Annotated in this window: 18 protein-coding genes; 9 read left to right on the top strand and 9 right to left on the bottom strand. The window is 55.8% G+C overall.

Features of this window, described 5'->3' with window-relative positions; all coding sequences use genetic code 11:
• Positions 1 to 55: 55 nt before the first annotated feature.
• The 8 genes from KJA79_RS15070 to KJA79_RS15035 form a co-directional block, all read right to left on the bottom strand.
• Positions 56 to 1,063, bottom strand: coding sequence for a replication initiation factor domain-containing protein (locus KJA79_RS15070; RefSeq protein WP_213042872.1), 1,008 nt, complete (start codon positions 1,061 to 1,063; stop codon positions 56 to 58).
• A gap of 145 nt (positions 1,064 to 1,208) precedes the next feature.
• On the bottom strand, positions 1,209 to 1,457 hold the full coding sequence (locus KJA79_RS15065) for a plasmid mobilization protein (protein ID WP_213042871.1): 249 nt from the start codon (positions 1,455 to 1,457) through the stop codon (positions 1,209 to 1,211).
• 364 nt (positions 1,458 to 1,821) lie between these two features.
• A complete protein-coding gene (locus tag KJA79_RS15060; protein WP_213042870.1) occupies positions 1,822 to 6,390 on the bottom strand; it encodes an NACHT domain-containing protein in 4,569 nt (1,522 codons plus the stop codon).
• A gap of 22 nt (positions 6,391 to 6,412) precedes the next feature.
• Positions 6,413 to 9,343, bottom strand: a complete 2,931-nt coding sequence (locus KJA79_RS15055; protein ID WP_213042869.1) for a type I restriction enzyme HsdR N-terminal domain-containing protein — start codon at positions 9,341 to 9,343, stop codon at positions 6,413 to 6,415.
• Between the two features lie 792 nt (positions 9,344 to 10,135).
• Positions 10,136 to 13,156 (bottom strand): DNA polymerase III subunit alpha, encoded by a 3,021-nt coding sequence (locus KJA79_RS15050; protein WP_213042868.1) that lies wholly within the window; start codon positions 13,154 to 13,156, stop codon positions 10,136 to 10,138.
• The gene (locus tag KJA79_RS15045; RefSeq protein ID WP_213042867.1) at positions 13,157 to 14,341 is read right to left on the bottom strand and encodes a DNA polymerase Y family protein; all 1,185 of its coding nucleotides are present in this window, start codon (positions 14,339 to 14,341) and stop codon (positions 13,157 to 13,159) included. It abuts the gene before it with no gap.
• A 30-nt stretch (positions 14,342 to 14,371) separates the two neighbouring features.
• Positions 14,372 to 14,917, bottom strand: coding sequence for a transcriptional repressor LexA (gene lexA / locus KJA79_RS15040; RefSeq protein WP_213042866.1), 546 nt, complete (start codon positions 14,915 to 14,917; stop codon positions 14,372 to 14,374).
• A gap of 134 nt (positions 14,918 to 15,051) precedes the next feature.
• Entirely contained in the window at positions 15,052 to 15,255 is a 204-nt protein-coding gene (locus KJA79_RS15035) for a hypothetical protein (protein ID WP_213042865.1), read from the bottom strand.
• 260 nt (positions 15,256 to 15,515) lie between these two features.
• Between KJA79_RS15035 and KJA79_RS15030 the strand changes: the two genes are divergently transcribed.
• The 5 genes from KJA79_RS15030 (at position 15,516) to KJA79_RS15010 (ending at position 19,746) form a co-directional block, all read left to right on the top strand.
• The gene (locus tag KJA79_RS15030; protein WP_246507688.1) at positions 15,516 to 16,028 is read left to right on the top strand and encodes a DUF3015 domain-containing protein; all 513 of its coding nucleotides are present in this window, start codon (positions 15,516 to 15,518) and stop codon (positions 16,026 to 16,028) included.
• A gap of 255 nt (positions 16,029 to 16,283) precedes the next feature.
• Positions 16,284 to 17,453 carry a sensor histidine kinase gene (locus KJA79_RS15025; RefSeq protein WP_213042864.1) on the top strand — a complete coding sequence of 390 codons (1,170 nt, stop codon included), beginning with the start codon at positions 16,284 to 16,286 and terminating at the stop codon, positions 17,451 to 17,453.
• A complete protein-coding gene (locus KJA79_RS15020; RefSeq protein WP_213042863.1) occupies positions 17,446 to 18,090 on the top strand; it encodes a response regulator in 645 nt (214 codons plus the stop codon). The genes KJA79_RS15025 and KJA79_RS15020 overlap by 8 nt, the downstream gene beginning before the upstream one ends.
• 185 nt (positions 18,091 to 18,275) lie before the next feature.
• A complete protein-coding gene (locus KJA79_RS15015) occupies positions 18,276 to 18,506 on the top strand; it encodes a hypothetical protein (RefSeq protein ID WP_213042862.1) in 231 nt (76 codons plus the stop codon).
• Between the two features lie 109 nt (positions 18,507 to 18,615).
• A complete protein-coding gene (locus KJA79_RS15010) occupies positions 18,616 to 19,746 on the top strand; it encodes a hypothetical protein (RefSeq protein WP_213042861.1) in 1,131 nt (376 codons plus the stop codon).
• On the opposite strand, the gene KJA79_RS15005 is transcribed toward KJA79_RS15010, so the two are convergent.
• Positions 19,747 to 20,718, bottom strand: coding sequence for a methyltransferase (locus tag KJA79_RS15005; protein WP_213042860.1), 972 nt, complete (start codon positions 20,716 to 20,718; stop codon positions 19,747 to 19,749). It abuts the gene before it with no gap.
• Between the two features lie 182 nt (positions 20,719 to 20,900).
• Here KJA79_RS15005 and KJA79_RS15000 point away from each other — a divergent pair, with 182 nt between their 5' ends.
• The 4 genes from KJA79_RS15000 to KJA79_RS14985 all read left to right on the top strand — a co-directional run bounded on the left by KJA79_RS15000 (position 20,901) and on the right by KJA79_RS14985 (position 23,875).
• Positions 20,901 to 21,653: a ZIP family metal transporter gene (locus tag KJA79_RS15000; protein WP_213042859.1), complete on the top strand. Its 753-nt coding sequence runs from the start codon at positions 20,901 to 20,903 to the stop codon at positions 21,651 to 21,653.
• Positions 21,654 to 21,762: 109 nt separating this feature from the next.
• The gene (locus tag KJA79_RS14995) at positions 21,763 to 22,866 is read left to right on the top strand and encodes a deoxyhypusine synthase family protein (RefSeq protein WP_213042858.1); all 1,104 of its coding nucleotides are present in this window, start codon (positions 21,763 to 21,765) and stop codon (positions 22,864 to 22,866) included.
• Complete coding sequence (locus KJA79_RS14990; protein WP_213042857.1) at positions 22,863 to 23,516, top strand: DsbA family protein; 654 nt, start codon at positions 22,863 to 22,865, stop codon at positions 23,514 to 23,516. Before KJA79_RS14995 ends, KJA79_RS14990 begins: the two co-directional genes overlap by 4 nt.
• A gap of 80 nt (positions 23,517 to 23,596) precedes the next feature.
• Complete coding sequence (locus KJA79_RS14985) at positions 23,597 to 23,875, top strand: hypothetical protein (protein WP_213042856.1); 279 nt, start codon at positions 23,597 to 23,599, stop codon at positions 23,873 to 23,875.
• Positions 23,876 to 23,893 lie beyond the last annotated feature (18 nt).

Here is a 23,893-nt window from a genome sequence, read left to right as displayed (position 1 = left end):
TGACAGTGAGCATGTGCAGATACACCGGGGGAGTCTGACGACACCCCCAGTCCCCCTAGCATGGGCTGCCCGCGTGACCGCCGGCAGACCGGTGAAACCGATTGGGTGGTTGCTTGAGCAAATTGCGGTGTCGGTCTTTCCACCGAGCAATGCCCCTGACAATTTCGTTCAGTAGCCATTCTTCCCCTCCAGGGGTGGCACAAATGACCGCCAACATCGGCGTCAGGGTGTCACTCACCCATCGTTTTACGTTCTGCAGGGTCTGCACCTGCTTCTCCTGGGCTAATCTCCCCTTCTGAAATCCCTCCGTCAGGAGGGTGTACCACTCCAAGACTGGAGCCCGGTACCGTTCTTCATCCTCGGCATCTTTCGGGATCTGCCGGAAGTCCACATACGAGCGAAGTAAGCCGACCACCAACTCCTTCCAATCGGCTTCGTCTAACGTGGCCAATGCTCGGGCACACTGTTCGGCCCGGTCCTTCTTGAGTTCCAGTTCCCACCGAGTCCCGTAGTCCTGATAGTGCTCTTGTCCTTTGCTCTGGAGTTCGAGGCGCTTGTCATAAATGCGCAAGAGTGTCTGACTCTGCGGACTGCCGAAGTACATCGTCTCCCCGGTTGTCGCTCCGGTCCCATGCGTGAGATTGGAGACGATATGCCGGACCTGAGCCGCACGCGTCACACACTGCCCGGCAGCAACGGCCTCTCTGATTGTCGAGACCGGCACCGTGCCCGCTCGGTCATCCAGCGCACAGTCGATGCGCGTCACGTGGCCTTGTTGGGCATGCACCCATTTGAGCAGGGTGCGGATTTGATCCAGTGTCAGGGCGGACGCCAGGCCGCCCGACAGATCCACATGGATTTCGTTTGGACGACGAGGCGCATTGGTACCCAGTTTGCCGACCCCGCGCAGGCCATCGGTCCGCATCCAGGACAACGGATAGCCTCGGAATCCGCCTTTGGCCTTGCTCCAATCGCCGCCGAGCACCTTCATGGTCTCTTGTGGATTACTGGCCAGGACCGTAAAGGCGAGCCAATCAATCGTGAGGGTGAAGCTCGAATCCATAGAATCTATCGAACTCCTGTACGGAACGCTGTAGGTAGCGCCCCCGTGTTACCAAGACGGGGGCCATTCCGCTCCGCCCCGCAGCCTGCCGGCATGCGGCGCGGACCGGCTTTGCCTCCTGATGGTGTGACGGGTAGCACTGTTCTTAGCGTCCTTCCTGTGTCGGTCTGACGAGCTTCTGCCGGACGACACCAAAGGCCTTTTCTCCAACTTCTCTGGCCACAATCCTGATCGCTTCGGCTTTGCCGTCCATGACCATGCTCATCAGGACGGCCCCGCGCACATACTTGGAAACGGTCGTCCCTTCTTCCGCTGCACATCGCTCGATGAGCTTGCGTTCCTGCTCGGTGACCTTAAATTGGAGCGTTTCGGTTTTGGTGTCGTCGGCTCGCATCGTTCCTCCGTAAAATATATAATGCAATATATACTACAACTGTGCCAGATATCAACATCCAGCGACTGAGGGAACGAATTTTGATTCTCTAGAGCGTATTTGATGAAAGGCGACATATGCTGAGGTCAAAACCTCGCGATATGGCCGTGTTCCGATCAACTGTATAGTAGTCGATGGAGACGAGATATCCCATGGGGCAGGACGTGTACTATCGCTAAATCTATATTAGGTGAAGACTGCACCGATGACGAGATACGAAGAATGTTGAGAATGACTGGTGTAACGTGATCGAACAACGAAGTTCGGTTTCCACATATTCACAGCTTGTAAGTAGTACAGCTTCGCAACCTTTGAGGACAGATTTCTAGCTATGGCTCATTTCCAGAAACGGCCAAGAAATACCAGACTCAAAATTCGGATGTCTTGGCTCGCTGGTAGGGCGACCATACTCAATTCGCCAGGATTCTATCTGCTCTAAGATTCTCAAGCTTGAACTCTTACGGACCTTGTCGTTAGTCGCCATCTCGAAAAGTCGAAGCCGAATGTCATTTGCGCTTTGTGGCTCAAGGGTGTAGGTGTTACCTGAATTGTCGTACGGACGACGCTCAACGAAAAAACTTTCTAGCTTGTCCATCAGCGCAGGAGGAATTGGGGGGGAAGCATCATCCCTTATCAGGTTTAGAGCCGCAAGCATGCCATCTTTTGTTCCCATTCTTGTGACACAATCGGCAAGCAAAAGCCGCATTGCGGTCGGCAGGTCTTTATTACAGAGAAGAAGTAGACGGTCTCTGAGCCTGCTATCCATCCCTGCAATGTTTGCTATTCTCGACGCAACTCTTTCTTGATGCGGGTATCCAAAATTCAATGCGAGGCCATTCTGGTCAATATCCGGGTCGACAAAACTTAATAAGGTCTGCATTGCCTGTGGCGTGCCAAGGTTTGCAACCGCATCCACCCAGTCGCCAGTTACATTGCCCAGCCGCTTTTCATTTCCGTTTGCCATCTCTATAAGTAGACTCAGTGCTTCATCGCATCGGCTATATCCGAGCGCTATGATTAATCCCTGCAACTCATACCCCCACATCCTCTTAATCGGATCTATCTCTCTAACGCGTGCGATTCCTTCGGATGCCGGCTCAACAAAAGAAAGAAGACAACAACAACGTATAAGGAAATGATCAGCTTCTTGACGATTATAGGGTAACGTCATGGAGTGCTCGATTGCTGGATTGAGCACCTCCAAAACTCTTTTCGCAGGGAGTGGTGCTCCACTGAATAGTAAAGCGTCAAGGGCTTCTATCCTAATCCATCCGTCCCATTGTTGGGGTAAGGCCAGCTTTTCAATAATGGACTCAGATGAGTTTCTCCCATCCAGAAGTGCAAGTACTTTAGAAAGGCCTTTCAGACGACCAGTGAGCGACTCAGGTTTGCTACTTTTCGATTGCTCGTTGGCAATCTCAGATATTCGGTCCTTAATAGCCAACGCATACCGATTTCGACGGACTTCATAGAAGCCTGCAATAGGACATCCAGCCCGAGCCTCCCACACCCGCCAGTAATCTGTATTTTTGATTCCAAAATCATTCCTTGGACTCTCAATCCTCGCAAGCCGAAGTAGTGCCGATGCTGCATCCTGTTCGTACTCTGCCTCGTTCAACAATCGCAGAAGTATTCCATCAGCCCGAGAAGCGTCCAATGACACCACTGCATTTACATGCCAAGTTGAGTAGCTCATTACTGCCCCACTGGCCATAGGACCATGCTCGCCCTTCGATCTCGCCGCCCGCCCTCGTCGTAAACGAGCAATATCGGCTTGAATAAGCTCATAAAGGATTTCAACATCTTCACTATCTCCAACTCTCGCCAAAGCCAATGCCAGGGAACTTTTAAGATTTCCGTCATAATCCTGTTGTGAGAGAGTAAAAGCCGCACCATCAATTAGGTACTTTCGAAGTCTCTGTCGCAGGTGTTCCGGAATGAGTTCCCTGATGTCAAAGCTTTCATGGCCATTATTCTGAAAAATCTTGACGCCTGTGACGTACTGAATTTGATCGAATTCCTCTGAGAGCGACTCGAGCATGCCTGACACGGCTACCTCTGGCGGCATGGCGCGATAGAGGTCTTCAAGTTGCTTTTTGATGGGCCAAAGAGTGCGGTTTTCCTCTTTTGGGTTCCTCGATATCTCATAATTCAGTTGGCACATACGCCGGAATAAATCTTCAGAAAACTCGGCATTGGCAGTAGGCGCGAGAACCGAGATGGTTCTGCTCTTCTCGTTGTACTCAAGGTCCTGATTGACAATCTTTTCAAATAGTCGTTTTCTTAAGGCTTCGGGTATGCTTAAGAGCATAGTTGACCAGTGATATGGCCATATGGAGCCCCCGATGATCCGCTCAGCGAGCCAATGGCTAACCCAATGCGGATCGTCTTTCCTGATTAGCTCTAGTGTCGATTTCAGAAGGGAATGGTTTGTATCGGAAAGTTCCCCGGTTGGCCACTCCGATAAGTCACTTTTCAGCCCTTCCACAGGATTCTCAGCAGCAACCTTAAAATAACCGAGCCGGAGCCGAAGACGTCCAACTGGGTCTCCTGTGGTTTTTAATAGCAATTGATAGGTTGAAATCGCGCGGGCTCGAAGTTTGGTAGGAAGTGGATCCAGTATCCCTTCTTGAAGAGCACGCTCGAAAATCTGCGGAGCTGCCTCTGCGAGGACTTTTGCGATCGCAATATCCGCTCCAGCCCAGTGCAACGCATGAAGGGCTGCCATCCGCACGCGTGGGCTAGGATCCGATTTCGCAAAGTCTTCTGCTACATGAGCCATCCAGCGTTCCTGCACGACTTCATGGACAAAGCGCACTCGTTGCGCCTCTTCCCATGCGCCAACGATAGAACGCCAGTTTTGTCCCAGAGAGGAAATGTGAAATTCGTGCCCTGCACGATAGATCGGTAAACTAACCTGGTTATTCTCATCGCTTAAAAGCGGCACTAGTATGTCCTTAAAATCCTCCGACCCGCTAGCCAGCATACCCGCAAGAGCCCACTTCTGGCGGTGCTCACCTCCTTTGGCATAAAGATACCGGAGACGTTCTCCTACCGCCATTCGGACTTCTTGCCATACCGCTGCCCCGCACAATCTTCCTAGCTGTGCTGAAAAGACTAGGTCGACGGTAAGCGCCAGGTTGACTAGGCGGCGACCGGCCGCAATGTGCTCCCCACTTGCAGAGAGTCCGGCTGTGACCTCTCCCAGCTCTTCGGCAATCATGCAAAGAGACTCTTGCCATGCGGGCTGATTGACATACTCACGCGCGAAACGGCTCTCTTGTTCGCTGTCATGAGTATTGATAAGAGCGAACAACTGACGTTTGATTTCGATAGTGGTCAGAAATTCCTGGAACTGCTGGTGTTCAAACTTGTAGCCGACGGCGGGGTCATCAGAACGTTCCAGCACGTGATGGGCACATAGAGCGCCCAAGATTTGTAGCGGCTCGGGCAGCTGACTAATCTCACCGATCGCATGCAGACGTAGGCTTACCGAATGAACAATGTGTCGAGCTCGCGACTCTTGAACAGTGATCTCGCCATCCTTTGTCATTTCGACCGCGAGTTGGGCCAAATAGTTTTGACTGTGCCCGCTGAGCGGTGGCAGGCTTAGATGATGCCTATGTTCATCAGAGTCCTCTATGAATTCCAACACGGCAGACAGCACACCAATTCTGGTCCGTGGGATTATCCTGCCCGATGAAAAAAGAGTCGTAACCTCAGAAAGAATAAGAGGAGTGCGCGTAAGGTCGTCTAGAATAGGGTCTTCGTCTAACTTCTGATCAAGCTCGCGCGCGCGGCTTGCTAATCGTTTCTCTAGATACTCTGTTCGTTGAGCTCGACTAAGGGAGAGAAGCTTTAGCTGGATGCTTCCAGGCAGAGGGGGTTTGATGTGATGAGACCGAGTAACAATGATAATTCCGGCTTTTGGGAAACTTCTCTCCAGTTCCCTAATCGCTTGTACGCATTGCTCAGAATACTTATCTGGTACTTCATTCCACCCATTGAGGAGAAATGAAAAGTGCACGGCATTAAACAGCCTGGCGAGATCTTCCGCGCTAATGCCCCGTGAGCGAAATTCTCGCATGCCAGCGACGAATCCTAAGAGATCCGTGGCAGATTTGTTCCAACTCGGCAGATCGATGAGGAAAGGAAGCTCGCTATGAGCCAGGTGCCGCTCTGCGAGTTGAGTTAGAGTGGTCGTCTTCCCGCGCCCGGCGGGCGCTTCGAGCACCACACGGCGGCCCTCCCGAAGAATCGCATGTAGGCCACTGAGTTCTATAGTTTCGTTGGTTTCACCATTTACATTGTCGAGCTTGGTCACCTGCAGATCAATCCTTGGTTTTCCGAGCAAACGAGGATTAGATAGCCAGCCCGTAATGGTCTCAGAAATCGCCTCGCGTGTCTTATTGATTAAGTCCGTTGTTGAGCGTTCAACGGTCAGCTGAATGCCAAGGTGACTTCTACAGATTGACGCATTGGAGGGTACCATCAAATCGGTGATGACATCCTCCCGTGAGACTGTGATGAGGTTTAATTGGTATTTCTCGTAGACTACACTCGCCCACTTCTCTGCTGTTTGATTTGTGACCTTGGCTGGCGTGTAAAAAATCAGAACCTGAAGATCCTTGTGAGTTTCATGAAACTTGTCGAGATCACTGGTAATCTTCTCAAGAGTTGCAGTTAAGGAACATGCCACCCCTTTCCCTTTTCCATCTTTGGAGAGTGAAGCTGGCACATACGCATCCAACCCAAGGTCCTTCTTTCGTTCGCACGCGATCAACTCCGGCCACTTAAGCTTGGCGAGAACTACGGCTAATCCCTGAAACTTCATCCCTTCTTCATTCGAGATAAGTTCGGCAAGTGCACTTTCAATTTCAGTTCGAAGAGGCATTGAATTACACGCAAGAGCGGAATTAGATCATTTGCCGCAAGGCATCACATACGATCGGCAATTCCCTTTGAATCCGTGTGTATACCTGCTGTCTCAAAAACACAAACTCTCTGGGTGCACCTAAAAGATGATAATTTGGGGAACACATGATTGATTCAACAGACGCGTACCATATGCCCCGCACCATGAATTGCTGACCTTTCCACGCGAGGACTCTAGTTGTAGAGAAGTACTGTATGTCGCTGGGTTGGCATCGAATGACGCTATTTACTTCCGCTCCATTACTCGCGCACGTGTACACTTCGAATTTAAGCGGATTTGTTCCTGGGTGGACAACAACAAAAAACGCCCCGGGCATTTGTGAATACAGTTCAAAATAATGTTTGAGCGTCGGGAAATTTTGCTCGACAATATGCTTGTAATCAGAAATGAACATTTCATAAAAGCGAGGGATCCAAGCAGCGAGAGTTTCTTCCGTCCAATAGTCCCAAACGCATCTTAAGCTTCCGGAAAAATTGTCTTGGTCTGGCAGAATCACATCGTCGACGGCATTCGCACTTACACGTAGCGCTGCAAGCGCTTCTTCCAGCATCAATTCAGCAGTGTCCAGAGGTATGTTTCGTATAGTTGAAGGTAGTGGCGCACTATTTGTGGCAATGTCTCTGGCCTGTTGCTGAATGTGCTGGATGTCCTCGAATGTGAGCGGATCATTGCCTTTGGCTAATTTCTGTTGCCTAGCCCGATGTTCTAACTCTCTGTAGGCCCTGCTGTATCGAATTTGTAGCTCAATTTGGTTAATCTGGATTGGCAGGCACTGCGAAATTGCATGAATGTTCCGAAGTCCATAACAATCTTTTTGTAGGACAAAGATCAGCCCAAGTACCTTCTCAAGTGACAGATAATAGCAGCAGAATTCGTTGAGCGCGCCCACACGGACGAGAGCTCTTATTTGGTCGAGGATTTCATTCTCTACGACCTCCTGCCTTACATCAATGTTGTTGAACCCATCAGTCGAGGAGCGATATTGCAATACCGGGGTTTCATATAGAAAGGGGAGATCTGCTTCCCGTTTCCCCCAAATATTCCCCAAGCTCGGTACAAACTTGACTCGTTCTTCCCCCGGCTCATTAACTGTGAAACCATAGGCCACGACGCGACCACCCAGAAGATCGAGCACTGCGACGAATCCGATCGCGCCAGCCGTGTGCGGGAGGAACCGTTTCCGCAAATTTGGGAAATGCTGCTGGAGGATCGAATCGTATAGGTCAAGATATGCTTCAGCGCTCGCTCGATAAGGCCCATCTATAACTTTTTTCTTTTCAACATTTGCGAGTTGATAGAACAGTAACGCCGCTTGCAGTCGAACGCCGGACCAGAAAGTTTCCCGCCAAGACTGTCTGAAATCATCTGTGTTTTGTTTGTCCCACCTCTCAACATGAAACGCGACAAGGTAGTCACGTAGCTTTCTAAAATAAAATCCCACATGAAACTCTGATCCCAATGGGTTTTTCTCTAGGATGCTTGCATCAAAAAGAGCTTGTGGGATTTCCTCATCAAATCGCAGGCCCAAAGTACTTCGAAGGACCGATTCACTGGTTACTTCCTGGTTTTTCTCCAATTGAAGACGAGCAAGGATAAGAAGTACCCTCCGCGCGGCATTCACATCTCGGGCTGAAACTCTTTCTAGAATTCGGTCAAAATATTCGTCGAAAATTTCTCTAATGGTAAGTGAGAGACGAGGAGCCTTGTGTTGCTTTGCGACCTCGAAGCAAATTCTCAATAGAAAAGGTGATTGGCGACACTCCTTCACGACCTCTGCATCGATTGGTCCCGTGAACCCATAGAATTTTCGATACTGGCGTAGGAGTTGAGTGAATTCACCTGGGTCGATTGGTGCGAGCTGAAACCCTGGCTTCCCCTCCTCTGCAGCAAAGATATGGGTCGAAAGATCGGACGGAATTCCTCTGCTGTTCAAGAATTGGGGCCACGGTTCACCCCGGCAGCTTAAAATAAGCCTGATGTTGCGACCTTTAATATGTCTGGCGAAATCTCCAAGGATTTCAACTTTGAGCTGGTTCTCCCATTCGTCCACTGCGTCAACAAACACAAGCAAGGGCTTATCGGTAAGAAGCCGGTCCAATTTCTTAAAAAGGGTGATTGCGCTGCTCTGAGGGGAGAAGGCCCAATTGAAGTCACTCGCAATCGTGTCCGGAATGTCTGTGATAAAATTTCTTGCCCTATAAAATAGAACTGGGTGCGTCCGGCGAAATACTCCAGATAGTCCACACATTGCGCATGTTTTGCCTATCCCAGATTCTCCAATTATGGCGAAGACCGCTTTGTCACTTTCCAGAAATCTAGCGATTTCCGACGATAATCGCCTCGAACTAACGAAAACCTCAGGGATGAATTTCTTATGGGGCTCCTCGGACGAGCCCATGAGAGTGGTCATCGCTTGGTCTATCTGGGAGCCGCAGAATGTCAGAAAATTCTCTGGAGAATAGCCAATGAAATGTTCAAGGGCCTCAGAGTATAGATCTTGAAGATCTTTCCCAGGATCGTATTTGATTATGGCATCCTTCTTTATTCCTACTTCCTCTTTGTCAAGCGAGCGATACATCTTTGTTGTTCTTCCGTTCGTCACTATCGCAAACGGAGCCATAGGATCAACGAGCCTGCAATAGGTGATTGCCTGGTCTCTATCGCCATCCGTTAGTTCCTGCGAATCTATTTTTGCTTCAACAATAAAGAGATTCTTTCCGTTTCTCGTAACAAGGATATCTAGCCGGGCTCCGGCACTTGTTATTTCTTTAGCCGTATCGACCCTGAAGGTTCGATTGGGGAACCTAATGCGAAAACCTTTTTCAAGTGTGAGCTCATTGAGCTCGAATCCGATGCTCTGAAGGTAAGGAAGTACAAATTTTTGTTTTATATCTTCTTCGCTGTAAGGCATGTGGTGAAATGGCTCCGCGGAAATGGAGAATAAACCGAAGGCATACAATAGATGCAATAAGCGTAAGATTAGGGAGTTTTGCTGTCAATGTTGATGGCGAACTCGATTTGGTCGAACCTCGATGTATCCTTCGTCCGCATATTCTTGTTTGAATCCCTCACCATAAACCCGCCACCCGGTCAATAGAAGACGTCTACATTGTAAGAGAATTCCAGGGCGCTCACTAGTCGTCTAGAGCCCATTCCGCTACCACTTGTTAAAGTTGGTAAGCGCGACTTAAGTATATGCGATGGCGGCTCGCTATTGAGAAAACTCAATAAAGCAGGTAGGGATCGTCATCGGTAAGGAATATCCCTGTTGCAGATCTCTTCGCTTTAGTCTGGTGATTGAATCGGGGATGGACTACCGTGACTTGAAATAATCGGGGCCTCGGGAAATTTTTTATAGCGATTCAGGACGGATTGTAGGCGGCACATCAGAAGGGTCCGCCCCATATTCTTGTGCTAGATTTGTGCTAAAAATTTTCAGAAACCGTCTTATTGGTTCGAATTAGTAGAATCCATAGAATGCTGTTAACTGCTGAATTCAAAAGTAAAAACGGGGAAACCTTCGCAAAATCAAGCTTCTGTTAAAACTACTTGGGATCGACTCTCAAGGCTCAGACACGGGTTCAAATCCCGTTGGGACCACCAACCTTTCCTCTTGAACGTTTCCGTGACGTGCTGATCGTTCCGACTGCGGTTCTCTTTCAGCTGGTCTCTCCCTTCGTAGGCCGTAGCGTGACACAATCGCTCAATGATTGTCGGCTACATTCCAGTCAGAAATGGTCAGTGTCTGCAGCGTCTTCACAGTCAGGGTTATTGCGGCAAAGTGTGCTTCGACTTTGCCGGTGATGAGATAGGCCTGGGCGGAAGCCAGCAGATGGCAGTAACGCCGATAGGTGTCGGGAAAGAAGGTCGCGTCATAGAGGCCGGTCCGATCTTCGAATGTCACAAACTCCATGGGCTCTCCCCGCTTTGTCGACACAATCTTTTCCGTGACCATCCACCCCAGGAGGCGGACCGTTGTCCCGATGTGTCGGGGCAACTCTTGCGCGCAGATATGAGGGAGCCCTGCGATGCTCTTCGTGAATCGATCCAGTGGATGCCCGCTGAGGGGAAATCCGAAGATCTCCCATTCGTGCACGAGTTGCCGGTGAGGGGAGTAGTCGGCGGGGATCGGGAGGTAGCCCGCAGGTGTGCGGTTTTGGGATGCATGGAGCCTCCAGATCAGCGCGGGTCTGGTCAATTCACCAGCCACGGAATCGAAGCAGCCGGCTTTAATCAACAGGGTGGTTTGGGCTGTCTCCGGCTTGAGACGATCGAGAAAGTGTTGCAGTGATCGATAGGGGCCACGGGCTTCTCGCTCCGCCACGATGTGCTTCGCGAAGTCTTCGCGCAGTGCCTTGAGCTGCATCAATCCGACCCGGATGGCCTTATCGGATCCGCGGTAGGCCCAGTCACTCGCATTGATATCGGGCGCAAGGATAGTGAGTCCCATTCGTCTGCCCTCGGACAAATAGGCGAAGGCGGAGTAGTACCCGCCTTGATTGCTGATGACGGCGGCGAGGAACTCTGCGGGGTAATGCGCCCGCAGGTAGGCCGATTTGAAGGACACTTGTGCGTAACTGGCGGAATGCGGCTTACAGAAACTGTAGCCAGCGAAGCTCATGATCATGGCCCATACCTGATCGACCACGGAGCGTGGAATCTGCCGTGCCGCCGCTCCGATGTAAAATTGCCGCTGATAGTCCCGCAGTTGCCGCTCTTTGTGTTTCTTGCTCAAGATCTTGCGCAGCTGATCGCCGTCATGCACCGAGAACCCGCCCAGCGCCACGGCTACCTTCATCACATCTTCCTGGTACACCATGATCCCATGGGTGTCGGCCAGCACTGTCTCGAGCAGGGGGTGTAGGGCGCGATACGGCTCTCCATGCGCGCGCCGGACGAAGTCATCGGCGAACACATTGGCCGCAGGGCGGATGATGGAGGAAACGGCCACGAGGTAGTCAAAGACATCGGCCCTCGCGCGCTGGGCCGGCGGCATGGTCGTCCAGAGTTTCTTGAGCAGGAGCCGGGTGGCCGGAGATTCCACATAAAAGCAGCCCATCGTATCTCCGCGCCGGATCAGATCCTGCGTGGCAGGATCGCTGATCGGGTCCCATGCGGCATAGTCGATGATGCGGCCGTTGTTGGCAGCAATAGCCGCCAGCGCATCACGAATGACGGCGAGCGAACGATTGCCGAGCAGGTCGATTTTCACCAACCCCGCATCTTCGGCCTGGTCCTTCTCCCATTGAATCACCGGAATCCCTGATGCCGACCGTTCCACCGGAACATAGCGGCGGATCTCGTCGGGGACCAGCACCACGCCGCCAGGGTGCAACCCGAGATGGCGAAAATGTCCCTGGAGCTGTCCGGCCCAGAAAAGAATGTCCGGCCACGGCGGGTTGAGGCGCAAGGCCGTGCAGACCTGTGCGGCCCATGTTTTCAAGGTGGAGTCGGTCGTCACCTCCACAAAGTCGGCTCGGCGGTGCAGGAGATCCAGCGCCTTGCCGATTTCAGCCGCCGGGAGGCCGTACACCTTGGCAATTTCCCGCATGGCCGCTCGCGCCGCCAGGGTGTTCTGATTCGCGACCATGGCGGCCTGATGCGCGCCATAGCGGGCAAATACCCATTCGAGAATCTTGGGACGCTCGTCCCAGGGAAAGTCGATGTCGATATCCGGCGGGTCATGTCGCCCGGGATTGAGAAACCGTTCAAACAGCAGGCGATGCCGAATCGGATCGACGTGAGTGATTCCCAGACAGTAGGAGACGATGGACGCGGCTGCAGAGCCTCGCCCGCAGGTTCGAGGCGATTGACGGACAATCTCATCGACCACGAGAAAATAGTCGGCGTACCGTTTGTCTCGAATGATGCCCAATTCGTACTCGATCCGTTTCCTGACCGGTTCAGACACTGTCCCATAGCGCCACTGTGCTCCCTCATAGGTCTTGGCCCGCAGCGTCTCGAAGGCGGCGTCGGCGGAGAGGCGGCGGAAGGACGGAAACACTGTGGTGTCGAAGTCCCAATCAGTCGAACAGTGTTCCGCGATGCGGCGGGTGTTGGCGAGGGCGTCTGGCATATGAGGCAGGTGCCGCTCCATGGCAGAAGGGGGCATGAGCCAGTGCGACGGCGCGCAGCAGTGCGCGGCCCGGAGTCTGGACAGGGTGGTGTTCAGGGCAATGGCGCGTAGGAGGCGATGCGCGTCATATTCCGCGGGGCGCAGCATGGCCGCGCGGGTCGTGGCCACAGGCGGGAGCCCCGTCTGTCGGCTGAAGTCGACTGCTGCCTGTAGGTCCGTGTCGGGCGTGAGTTCCACATACAGATCCTCAGCCGATGCCTTATGCCACTCCGTCAGCGCGGCTTGGTCATCTGAAAGAATCACCAGGCCCTCTCGATATTGCGCGACGGCCGTGATGAACTCGAAGCCGTCATCCTCGTGACGAGCGGAGAGCAGTCGGCACAGGTTGGCGTAGCCGTCTGGATTTTTGGCCAACAACACGGCGCGGTGCTGGTCCTGTATCAGTTCCGCTCCCAGGATGGGCTTAAGCCCCGCGTGCTTCGCCACCTCGAGAAAGCGAATCGCCCCGTACAGTCCGTTAGTGTCGGTGAGCGCCAGCCGGTCGTGGCCTTGTGCGCGGGCTTCCTGACAGAGCGCTTCCAGGGTCGGCACGCCCCACATGGGTGAGTACGACGAATGGGTATGCAGCGGGACGACGTCGACGGACATCTATCGGCGTCTTCCATAACGGATGGCCTGTTCGCCGAATCGCTCGTGGAGTCGATCGAGCGCGAGGGCAAGCCGCTGCGCCCGGTTGCGGGTGGTCTGCTCACCGGGCGGGCGATCATCAAACAATGTGCCCTGTTCGGCAAAGTCGTTGAGGCCGGTCAGGCTGAGCGTCATGAGGCGCAGCCGGATCCGGCGCCGGAAGGCGCGTTGAAACAGATGCTGCAGTGAGCCGGAGATGTCGATCTCCCAGCAAGTATCGGGAATCACCCGTGCGGTGGTCGTGACCTCACGGTGATCACTGTAGCGAAGGGTCAACGACAGGCCGTTACACATACGACGTTGGTGGCGGAGCGTGCGGCAGAGCCGCTGTAAGCTGTCGGCGAGGCGTCCCCAGAGGAGGGCATCATCGACCTCATCCGGCTCCAACACAATGGTCTCATCCATGGACGGGTGACTCACGGGGGGAAGGACGGGGGTTGGATCAATGCCTTGTGCCCAGCGGGAGAGTTGTCCGGCATAGTTCCCCAGTACGATCTCCAGGGCGTCCAGGGGACTTTCCGCAATGTCTCCCAACGAGCGTAGGTTGAGGTCATCCAGCCGTTTCAATACGGTCCGCATGCAGGGGCGGTGGATGCCGGGCAGGCTGTGCACGGACAGTGGGGACATGAACAGGCGTTCGGAGCCCTGTCGCACATCGCAGAGTTCGGACGGTTCGATCAATGAGGCGGCGGTCTGCGCGACCAGTTTGTTGCTGCCCACGCCGGCGACCCCTTCGAGTCGATACCGGGTCACTATCTCCTGTTGGACGGTGGCTGCCACGTCGCACGCCGCACCGAAGAGGCGCGTGGTGCCGGTCACGTCCATCATGACGGCACCCGGGTGAACGGGCTCCCAGGTCGGCGCGTATCGGCGGATGACCGTGCGGAGGGATGCATCGGCGGTCTCCGCGCGAGGAAGGTCCGGAGGGCGGACACGCAACGAGGGGCAGAGACGGCGTGCGAGGGTGAGCGGCATGCCGACGCGCACCCCCTCCTGCTCAGCTTCTCGCGAGACCTCGCGCAGAAGTGTGCGGGGATTGTTGAGGGGGGCAATGACCAACGGCCTGGTGCGAAGGGACGAATCGGTCAGGCGTGCAAGCGCGATATCCAGAGAGGGGATGGCAAAACAGACGATCTGACGATCCATGATGTGTGCTCAGGATGTCTGATGGGCCACCTATCGCCGAAGATGCCGAATGACGCCCACCACAATACCTTCAATATGAAAGGTATCGGCGTCTTTGACGAGCAGCGGCTGCATGGTGTCGTTCGCCGGATGAAGTTCCACCATGCCGCCTTTGCGTCGGTAAGTTTTCACGGTCGCTTCGCCATTGAGCAATGCAATGACGGTCTGGCCATTCCGCGCCGTGTCTTGTTTCTGTACGACCACGATGTCTCCAGGGAGAATGCCGTCATCGCGCATGGACTCCCCTTTGACGCGAAGCGCAAAGGTGTCGCCCTTGCCCATCATGCTGCGAGGGACCTCGACTTGCTCCGTCTGGGGGATGGGTTCGATAGGATCGCCGGCAGCGACAATGCCGACCAGCGGCACGAAGGAGGACGACCCCAGGGATTGCAGCGCGACCTCGACCACGCCGGGAATTCGCCGCGCCCCGGATTCATACCGCACGATGGCCAGGCGTTTCCGTTTGAGCTGATCGGCCAGAGCTTGTTGAGTCAGCCCCAAGGACAATCGGGCCTGTTTGAACGCGTCAGGAGTCATGTATCCAATGGATACATGATGCGGGCTGTTCTGTCAAGACGGTGGCCTGGGTGGTAGTCATGGCCCGGGGTGTCGACGTGATCCTGCCCAGGCGGCAGGCATCATCGGGCGCAAAGCAGGGCAGCCCGGTTCCCTTATCGAACGAGTAGCAGCTGACGACGCAGGCCGTTGGTCTGGCGCGGCTCCTTGCGCTTTCCTCGCACCGGCTTGGTGCGTTGAAGGTCCATGCGCGATTCTCGCACCGCCCCGCAGTTAAGGCATCGCAGAATAGAGAGCTCACCTTCCAGCCCCAGATGGTGATCTCTGATCAGTAGCCCGGCACAGCGCACACAGGACATGACGGCCTCCTTCGTGACGAGAATGCCAGGCTAGAGGAGCGGCGTTATCTGCAAGTGTGAATCGTGTTACGAACGAGAAAACTCTTCATCTGTGGCCGGTCTCGTTCACGATCGAGTGGGTATGGCGTGGATCACTCGGGAGAAAAGAGGTGCTTCAATTGACAGGGAGAAAAAGGCGGCTAAGGTAGGGATGGTTGTGTACGAGAACCATCCGGCATGCCTCGTGAGGGGGCGACAGCCGACAACGGGAGGGAGATTACATGAAGGGACGATGGCTCATCGCATGTGCGGGTATCCTGGTCGGTCTTCAGGGCGGTACGGCCTTCGCCGTGAATCCGGACAATGGCCCCGGATGTGGATTAGGGAAACTGGCCTGGGCCGACTACAAGACACCGAAGAACATTGCGCCACAGGTCATGATGGCGACCACCAATGGCACATTCGGCAGCCAGACGTTCGGAATCAGCTTCGGCACCTCTGGCTGCACCAACGACGGCAAGGTTATGGCCGGGCAGCAGACGAATCTGTTCGTCGCCGGCACGTTTGATACGCTGTCCGAAGATATGGCGAGGGGCGGCGGGGAACATCTCGCGGCCTTAGCCACGTTGATGGGGATCCCGGCCGAACAGCAGCCGGCCTTTTTTGCCATGACGCAGCAACAGTATCACATGCTGGTCCAAGCCGGTGAGGCGTCGCCCGTCGCGGTGGTCAAGGCGCTTGAGGATGCTGTGACCGGACGTTCGATGGTCGCCCAGATTCCTGATCGCCCGTGAGGCTGATCTCGCCGTTTCTCCCTCATCGCCGTCTGTGTCTGCTGGGCGTTTCATGCCATGGCGGGTCTGGCCTGGTCGGTTAGACCCGCCGCCTTTCCAAATCACCACTCACATCGTCGGATCGGCGTCGCTCCCTTACCCGCTTGGTCCCTTGGCTCGTCACAGGGCTGCTGTGCTCCGGTGAGAGGTCTTCCGTGTCTCTTGTAAGGCGCTGGCTTGAAGCGTCGAGGCTCAGGAGAGGATAATGAGGATCCTGTGACGACACAGCCTTCCCACAGACTGGTACTGTTTGCGATTGTTGTCCTTGGCATCGGCCTGTATACCCTCGATTTGTACCTCCCGCTAGGAATCGGCAACGGGGTTCTCTATGGAGGACTCGTGGTGCTGTCCTTGGCGCTGCCGGATCGCATCACTCCGATTCTTGTCGCCAGCACCTGCTCCGTGCTGGCTCTGTCGGATGTGTTTCTCGGCGTCACCTTTCCCAATGTGCCGCTCTGGATGGGATTGAGTAATCGCCTGTTCAGTCTGACGGCGATCTGGTTTCCGGTGATCTACGCGTTCCAACGTCGGAAAATCGAGGAAGCGCTGCGTAGCGCCCACGATGAACTGGAGGTGCGGGTCGGCGAGCGGACGCGTGAGTTGGCCTTGGTCAATCAAGCGCTCGTCGAAGAGATCGGCGAACGTATGGAGACGGAACGATCTCTCCGGGAAAGCGAGTCGTCTCTGAAAGTAAGCCAGGAGGAGTTGCAGCATAGTCGAGAGGAACTTCGCGCGCTGGCCGGCCAACTATTGACGGCCCAGGAAGAGGAGCGCCGCCGTATCGCGCGTGATTTGCATGATGATGTCAACCAACGACTGGCCATGTTGGCCATGGACCTTCGACGAATTGAGAAAGGCGAGGTGGGGGACCTGGCTATGATTGAGGGGCTGGTGCGATCGATTACCCGCCGTCTGACCACGGTTTCAGATGATGTCCGCCAGATGGCCTACCGGTTTCATCCGTCCATTCTCGATGACTTGGGGCTCGTGAAGGCGGTTCGCCGGTTGGTGGATGATTTTTCCACAAGTGCCAAGATTGACGCGGTGTATGTGCATCACGACGCCGTCAGTCCGGTGCCGACCGATCTGGCCACCTGCGTGTATCGGATTGCGCAGGAGAGCCTGAATAACGTGGCTCGTCATGCGCAGGCCACGGAAGTGGAAGTCGAATTGATTTGTGATGAAGAGGTCATTACGCTGTCGGTCCGAGACAACGGCGTCGGGTTCGATGCGCAACAGGCATCGCAGGGTCTTGGCCGTCTGGGGTTGTTGAGTATGAAGGAGCGGGTGCGGTTGGTGGGAGGCAGCTTGACCGTGTCGACAGCGCCCGGCCGCGGCACGCATCTCGAGGTCTGTGTCCCGCTTCCAGGTGGGGCACATGTCTAAACCGCGTGTGCTCTTGGCCGACGACCATTCCCTGGTGCTGGAGGGGTTTCGCCGCATCCTCAACGACCAATGTGAGTTGGTCGGGATGGTTGAGGATGGCCGTGCATTGCTGGAAACGGCAGATCGAATTCATCCGGACATTGTGATTCTTGACGTGTCGATGCCGCTGTTGAATGGCATCGATGCCGCCACACAGCTCAAGAAGACCCATCCTTCCATCAAAGTCATATTCGTCACAATGCATGCCGATGCCGACTATGTCCGATCGGCCTTCGAGGCCGGGGCCTCGGGGTACCTCCTGAAGCGATCGGCGGTCGATGAATTAGAACAGGCGATACGGGCGGTATGGGCCGGGCATACGTACATCACGCCCTTGATCGCCAAGGATCTGCTGGATGTGTTGCTCACGTCAGGGGCGGGGCAGGCCCAGCAGAGAAAAACACTCACCTTTCGTCAGCGAGAAGTGCTGCAATTGTTGGCCGAGGGGCGAACGGCCAAAGACATTGCCCTCCGGCTCAAGATTTCTACGCGAACCGTTGAGTTTCATAAAGCCCAGCTCATGGAGCAACTGAATCTCCATACGACGGCTGAATTGATTAAGTATGCGTTAACACACGGATTTATTGCCTCTTCCTAATCCGCTCCGACACCGGTCCAGGGCCGTCCACGGCCTGTGCCTCTTCCTCGGCCTCGTAATCTTCTGTTTGAAACTATCGGGCTTTACGAGTTCCCCGTCCCGGCGGGGTGCACTACAAGGAACCGTTGGGTTTCCTACGCCATCGCACACGATGACCGGTATGCCCGACCGCAAGGAATGTGGCCATGAGCCAGAGTGATTGTCTGATCGCCTTGTTCGGTCGCCCGGTATGGTTACGCTGCAAGCTCTGTCAACGGGTGAATCCTGTCACGGAGGAAGAACCTTCCCGAGCTCGCTGGCTGGAAGAGGGGGCCGCGTTGGAACAGCACCACGTCAGTCCTGCAGATCTGTGGTGGTTCCAGACTGTCTGTGAAGGATGCCAGCGTGCACAGAAGGAGATGAATCCTGTTCGATAGTCATCTCGCCGATGCTGCGATAGCGGTTGTTGAGGTCGATTGTGCCGTCGCACGCCGGTCCCAGCGGGCCATTCGGCATTTTCATGGCAGTGTGACCGGACTGGTCTCTATGCAACCGGGGGCAGCCCTCCGCTCGTTCATCGATGACGTGATGGCTACGGTCGCTGTACGTCCCAGCGGAACCGACCTCTGGGAGGAAATCCGTGCCGATTGTGAACGAGTGTGCTCGGGGGTTTCCCTGGGGAAGAGCACGTTGGCGCAGGCCATTGAGTGGGAAACTCTCAAACTCCAAACTCGCCTGGCCCCCGTCGAGGCCTGGCCCTCCTCCAACGCCATTCCCCTGTTTCGCAACCGACATGTGCATGTCGGCCTGCTCATCCGGCTCTGGCGAGCCCTTGCATTAGAAACAGAAGCATGGCTGGCTGACCAGGGATATGAAACATTGCTCGATGTGGGGCCATGGGGAGGATTCAATTTCGTGCTCGAGCCGGATGGATATACGCGCATGCCCTTCGCTCGATTGACGTTGGCCGTGGGCGGGCTCCCCACCACTCCGCTTCATGAACAGGGGGGGCCGTTGTTTGACTATCTGCTGCCGCGCTACCGGGCCGAGTTAGGGGCGGCAGGGGTCGCGTTTCCCGACGTGTGGACCTATCAGTTCCCCAAGCGGGATTCGACCGGCCGTTTGCTGGAAATCTCCGGTACGCATTACCTGCCGACCCACAGCTACGATCGCCGCACCTTCGTCAAGGTGCGAGCGTCGCGGGCCTGTGAGACGGTGGAGGAAATCGCCTTGCGGGATTTTCTGATTCTTCTCGAGCGTCTGCAGTTCACCAGCGATTGGGTGGTGTATCGTGAGCAGACCAAGGATGTGGATGCCCGCTTCGATCTCCAGGACTTTATTTCGCTGAATCATATGGTAGAAGGGATTTATCAACGCTCTGCGGCTGAAGACCGGCTCCTTCATGAGATCAAGGATGCGTTCCGTGGAGCCATTCGTGCACCGCAGGTGGTGCATCACTATCTGGGGCAGATTGTTAAATTGCGCTGGGTGGAGAATCTCTATTGGGCACTGGCTGATGCGGCGCTGGGCGTCAGACGGTATCAACGCATGGTCTCGTTCGATCGCGAGGTTTGTCCCCGAATCCCTCCTCGCCTGCTGATCCCCGTTCGCCGACACCTGGAGACCTACCACGGGCGCCTCGACCCGTTCGACCAGCCTTCCGGGTTACCCTGCTGATCACCGGTTTACGGCCTCCAGCGTGCCGATGCTCCCTGTCACTCTGTGCCGGCGACAGCGGGAGAATCCGGCGGTTTCTAACCACCCCTCGACATCTTTCCACGCATAGCAGCGTCCCGTGTCGGTGAACGCGTACATCAGGAGCGAAAAGATTGCGGCTTCGGCCGGACGGGTTCCGGCAGGGTTGAGGAAGTACTCTACGATAAAAATTTTCCCGCCCGGCCGCAGGGCTTTCTGGACCCGTCGAAGCAACCGGATGTTCTCCTTCTCGTGAAAGTCGTGGAGCACATTGGCCAGCAGGGCGACATCGAAACCGGTCGGCAGCGGGTGTGTGAAAAGATCCCCTTGCTCGACGCAGAGTCGATCCGTCAGTCCTTGTTGCCTGATCAACCGTCTGGCGACGGCCACCGACTGATCGACGACCAGTCCCTGCAGCCTCGGGTGACGTCGAGCCAGCGCGATGGAGTAAGAGCCTGCCCCGCCGCCGAGATCGAGCACGCGGACGGCCTGTCGCGGCAGCCGGAACGAGGCGATGGTGGGCGGAGCGAGCACATGGCTGCGTTCCTGCATCGCCAGGGCGAACCGGCGCCGGAATTCGGCGGTCTTCGTGGCCTGTGCCCATCCGGGGCGGCCTCGGCGGATTGCACGCGTCATACTCGTCCAGTCGGACCAATGGTGGTTCAGGAGCCAGAGGAGGTTGGTGATCGCCTGAGGGCTGTGACCATCCAGAAACCTGAGGCTCAGTGGGGTGTTCCAGTAGCGGCCTGTTTTCAGGCGGAGCAGCCCGAGTCCGGCCAAGGCGTGCAGTAATAACCGCATGCCTTCGTGAGTCGTTCCACAGGAGGTGGCGAGGGTCTCGACTCGATGTCCGCCGGTTCCGATTGCGGTGAACACACCGAGCTCGTTGGCGACGAGGAGCACTTTCGAGTCGGCGTATCCGTTTGCCAGGCCCATGAGTTGTAGGTAGGTCACAGATTCTCCTCCGGAACGGCGGTCGTACGTCTGATGATCCGCATCCTCTCCGTTCCCTTTCCTCTTCTCGCTTGAGAACCGGAGCTGCCGACGGCTATTGTAGTCATTCGCCCCGGAAGAGGCATTCTCAAACCTCGAAAACGACCTTTCTTCCTCGCCGGTGGTTCTGATAGAAGTTTGACATGCTGAATCTTGTGGCCTTGGGCGCCGTCGCCGGACTGATTCCGGTCTATCTCGGTATTCTGTCGGCCCTGTTTCTGGGAAAGGTGCTGCCACGCACATGGGAGGGCGGGCTGATCGGCGTGGCCAACGGCGTACTGGTCTACCTCTTTTTTGATCTGATGCACGAAGCGACCGAACAGACCGGCGCGCGCGATCCCGTCTCGTGGCTGGTGTTTCTGGCTAGCCTCGGGGTCAGTTTTGTCGGCTTGGTCGTGCTGGAATCCAGTCAGATCTTCGGGGCTCGCGCGGGTAACCGATGGTTGTCCCTTCCCATGATGATTGCCGTGGGAATGGGGTTGCACAATCTTGGGGAAGGCCTGGCCATCGGCGCCAGTTACGCCGGCGGCGAATATACGCTCAGCCTCCTTCTCGTTGCCGGGTTTGGTTTGCACAACGGGACGGAAGGATTCGGGATCGTCGGCGCGGCCGGGAAGCAGCCGATATCGGGGTGGGATGTGCTGCTATTGGGGCTGATTGCCGGTCTCCCGACCTGCGTCGGTACGTTTCTCAGCGGACAGGGAGTGTCTTCCTATTTCTCCATCTGCTTTTATTCGTTGGCGGCCGGTTCGTTGCTGTATGTGGTGTTGTCACTCACGGCGATGTCTTATACCGCGAGCCGTCGGGTACAGGTGGCGGTGGGCATGTTCGCGGGGATCGCGATCATGTATCTCACGGCCATGCTCTTGACGTTGGTCAGCGGCGTTCGCAGCTGACGAAGATCAAGCTCCTGCCGATCGGCCATTCAATTGACCCCGCGACAGTCGGTTGTGTATAAAATGGCCTGATTCATTCATGGTCGACGTTGGTCGGGAGGCGTGCATCATGGCGGGACGGGAATTTCACGACGGTGCCAAAGATGGCCTAGAGGCGCTGGAGCCTCTTGATCCCGAGAAGATCCATTCGTTTTCGGAACTGCTCGAAGCGATGCGGAAGACGGCCTTCGGTGGCCGCCGTCTGGGCGAGGCCTACGAGACGCTCGCCGCCATGATCGATGATGCCGACTGCAAAGTGGTGTTGACGCTGTCCGGCGCCATGACCATCGCCAAGATGGGTAAAATCATCAGCACCATGATCGATCACGGGATGGTCCAGGCCATCGTGTCCACCGGCGCACTGGTCGCTCATGGGTTGAGTGAGTCGGTCGGCAAGCTGCATTACCGGCACGAGCCGTCCCATAGTGACGAGGAGTTGTTCCAGAAGGGCTACAACCGCGTCTATGACACGCTGGAGATGGAATCGAATCTCAACTACGTCGAGCATGTCGTGTCCCTGACCTTGAAGCGTCTCCATACCGATCAGCCCCTGTCGTCCCATCTTCTGACCCGCGAGCTCGGGAAGACATTGGCGGAGGAATTCGAGGGCCCCGGCATTCTCAAGAGCGCCTATCTGAAAAACGTTCCGGTCTATATTCCTGCGTTTACTGATTCTGAAATGGGGTTGGATGTGGCAACGTGGGCGATGGGCAAGAAGATCGATTTTACCCGCAGCCAAATCAAAGAAGGCGGGGACCTTGCGGTCTTGCGCGCGCTGCACGAAGTCTGCCCGGCCTTCAATCCGTACGTGGATCTCAACCACTATGCAGAAGAGGTGATGGGGTGTCCTCGCCTCGGTATTTTCACCATCGGCGGCGGGGTTCCCAGGAATTGGGCGCAGCAGGTAGCCCCGTACATCGAGATCAGCAACACGCGCCTGGGGCTCAACGTGCAGCCGCCGCGGTTTCACTATGGCGTGCGGATTTGCCCGGAGCCGGATTATTGGGGTGGCTTGAGCGGATGTACGTACCAGGAAGGTATTTCCTGGGGCAAGTTCGTGCCGCCCGCCGAGGGCGGCCGGTTTGCCGAGGTGCTCAGCGACGCGACCTTGGTGTGGCCGCTGCTCATGGTGGGATTGCTCGAACGTTGTCGCGCAAAGAGTGTTTCGTCATGACCCGCGTGGCCGCATGGGTGCGTAGGGGCGGAGCGGCGTGCGCTCTCTTCCTGGTGATGGCCGGTGGAGTTCTGGCGGCCGGCTCGCCGGCGCTGGACAACCGGATGCGCGGCAAGATGGATGCCCCCCTGACCCTGATCGAGTATTCGGATTTTACCTGCGGGTACTGCCTCAAATTTTTCAAAGAAACCTGGCCCAAGATTCAGGCACGGTACGTCGAGACCGGCAAGGTGCGGTTTCTCTATAAGGATTATCCCCGCGCCGATCAGGGGCCCGGCGTCACGGCTGCCCTCGCGGCTCGTTGTGCGGGGGATCAGGGCACCTACTGGCCCATGCATGATCGGTTGTTTGCCGCCGACGGACGGCTGGACGTGGATACGTACTCCCAACATGCCAAGGCCATCGGCCTTGACCAGGCCCAGTTCCGGCAGTGCCTGCGTGATGCGTCGCATCTGAAGGCCATTTTTCAGGATCGTGATGAAGCCAATGCGTGGGGGTTTCATGGCACGCCGGGCTTTATTTTGATGCGTACGACGCAGCAGCCGACGGCCAAGAATCCGGCGCTGGCCATTCCGGGCGCCTTCCCGTTCGAAGCCTTCGAGGAGGAAATTGAGAAGCTCCTCGCATCGCAAGGAGAGAAGTCAAAGTAGGGCCTTGTCAGGCGCGAGCCCCTAAGGGGGCCGTCTCGCGGCGAGGATGATCGTTTAGCCAGGAAAGAGGGAACTGCACTATGGGGTCGAAACAAGCCTTTTGGTCTGTGCCTGCAAAAGACGGCGAGCCGGATTTGTGGGTGTGCATGTCCTGTTTGAGTGAGGTGTTTTGCCGGAAGGTTCCCATGCCGGCCTGTCCGACATGCCACGGGGTTTCAACCTACGAGGCGTTTACCCTGGCGGCGGTACAAGATTGGGGAACCGAAGACTTGATCGCCAAGGCGGTCACGGCCCAGCAGGCGGAAGAGACGGCCGATGTCGCGGCTGCCGCGACGCCCCCGGTAGAGTCCGTGCCCTAGCAAGTGTCTCTCTCCTGG

This window comes from Nitrospira defluvii, assembly GCF_905220995.1.
Classification (GTDB): Bacteria; Nitrospirota; Nitrospiria; order Nitrospirales; family Nitrospiraceae; genus Nitrospira_A; species Nitrospira_A defluvii_C.
The sequence above is the reverse complement of the archived record's forward strand: the minus strand, read 5'-3'. Positions and strand labels throughout refer to the sequence as shown.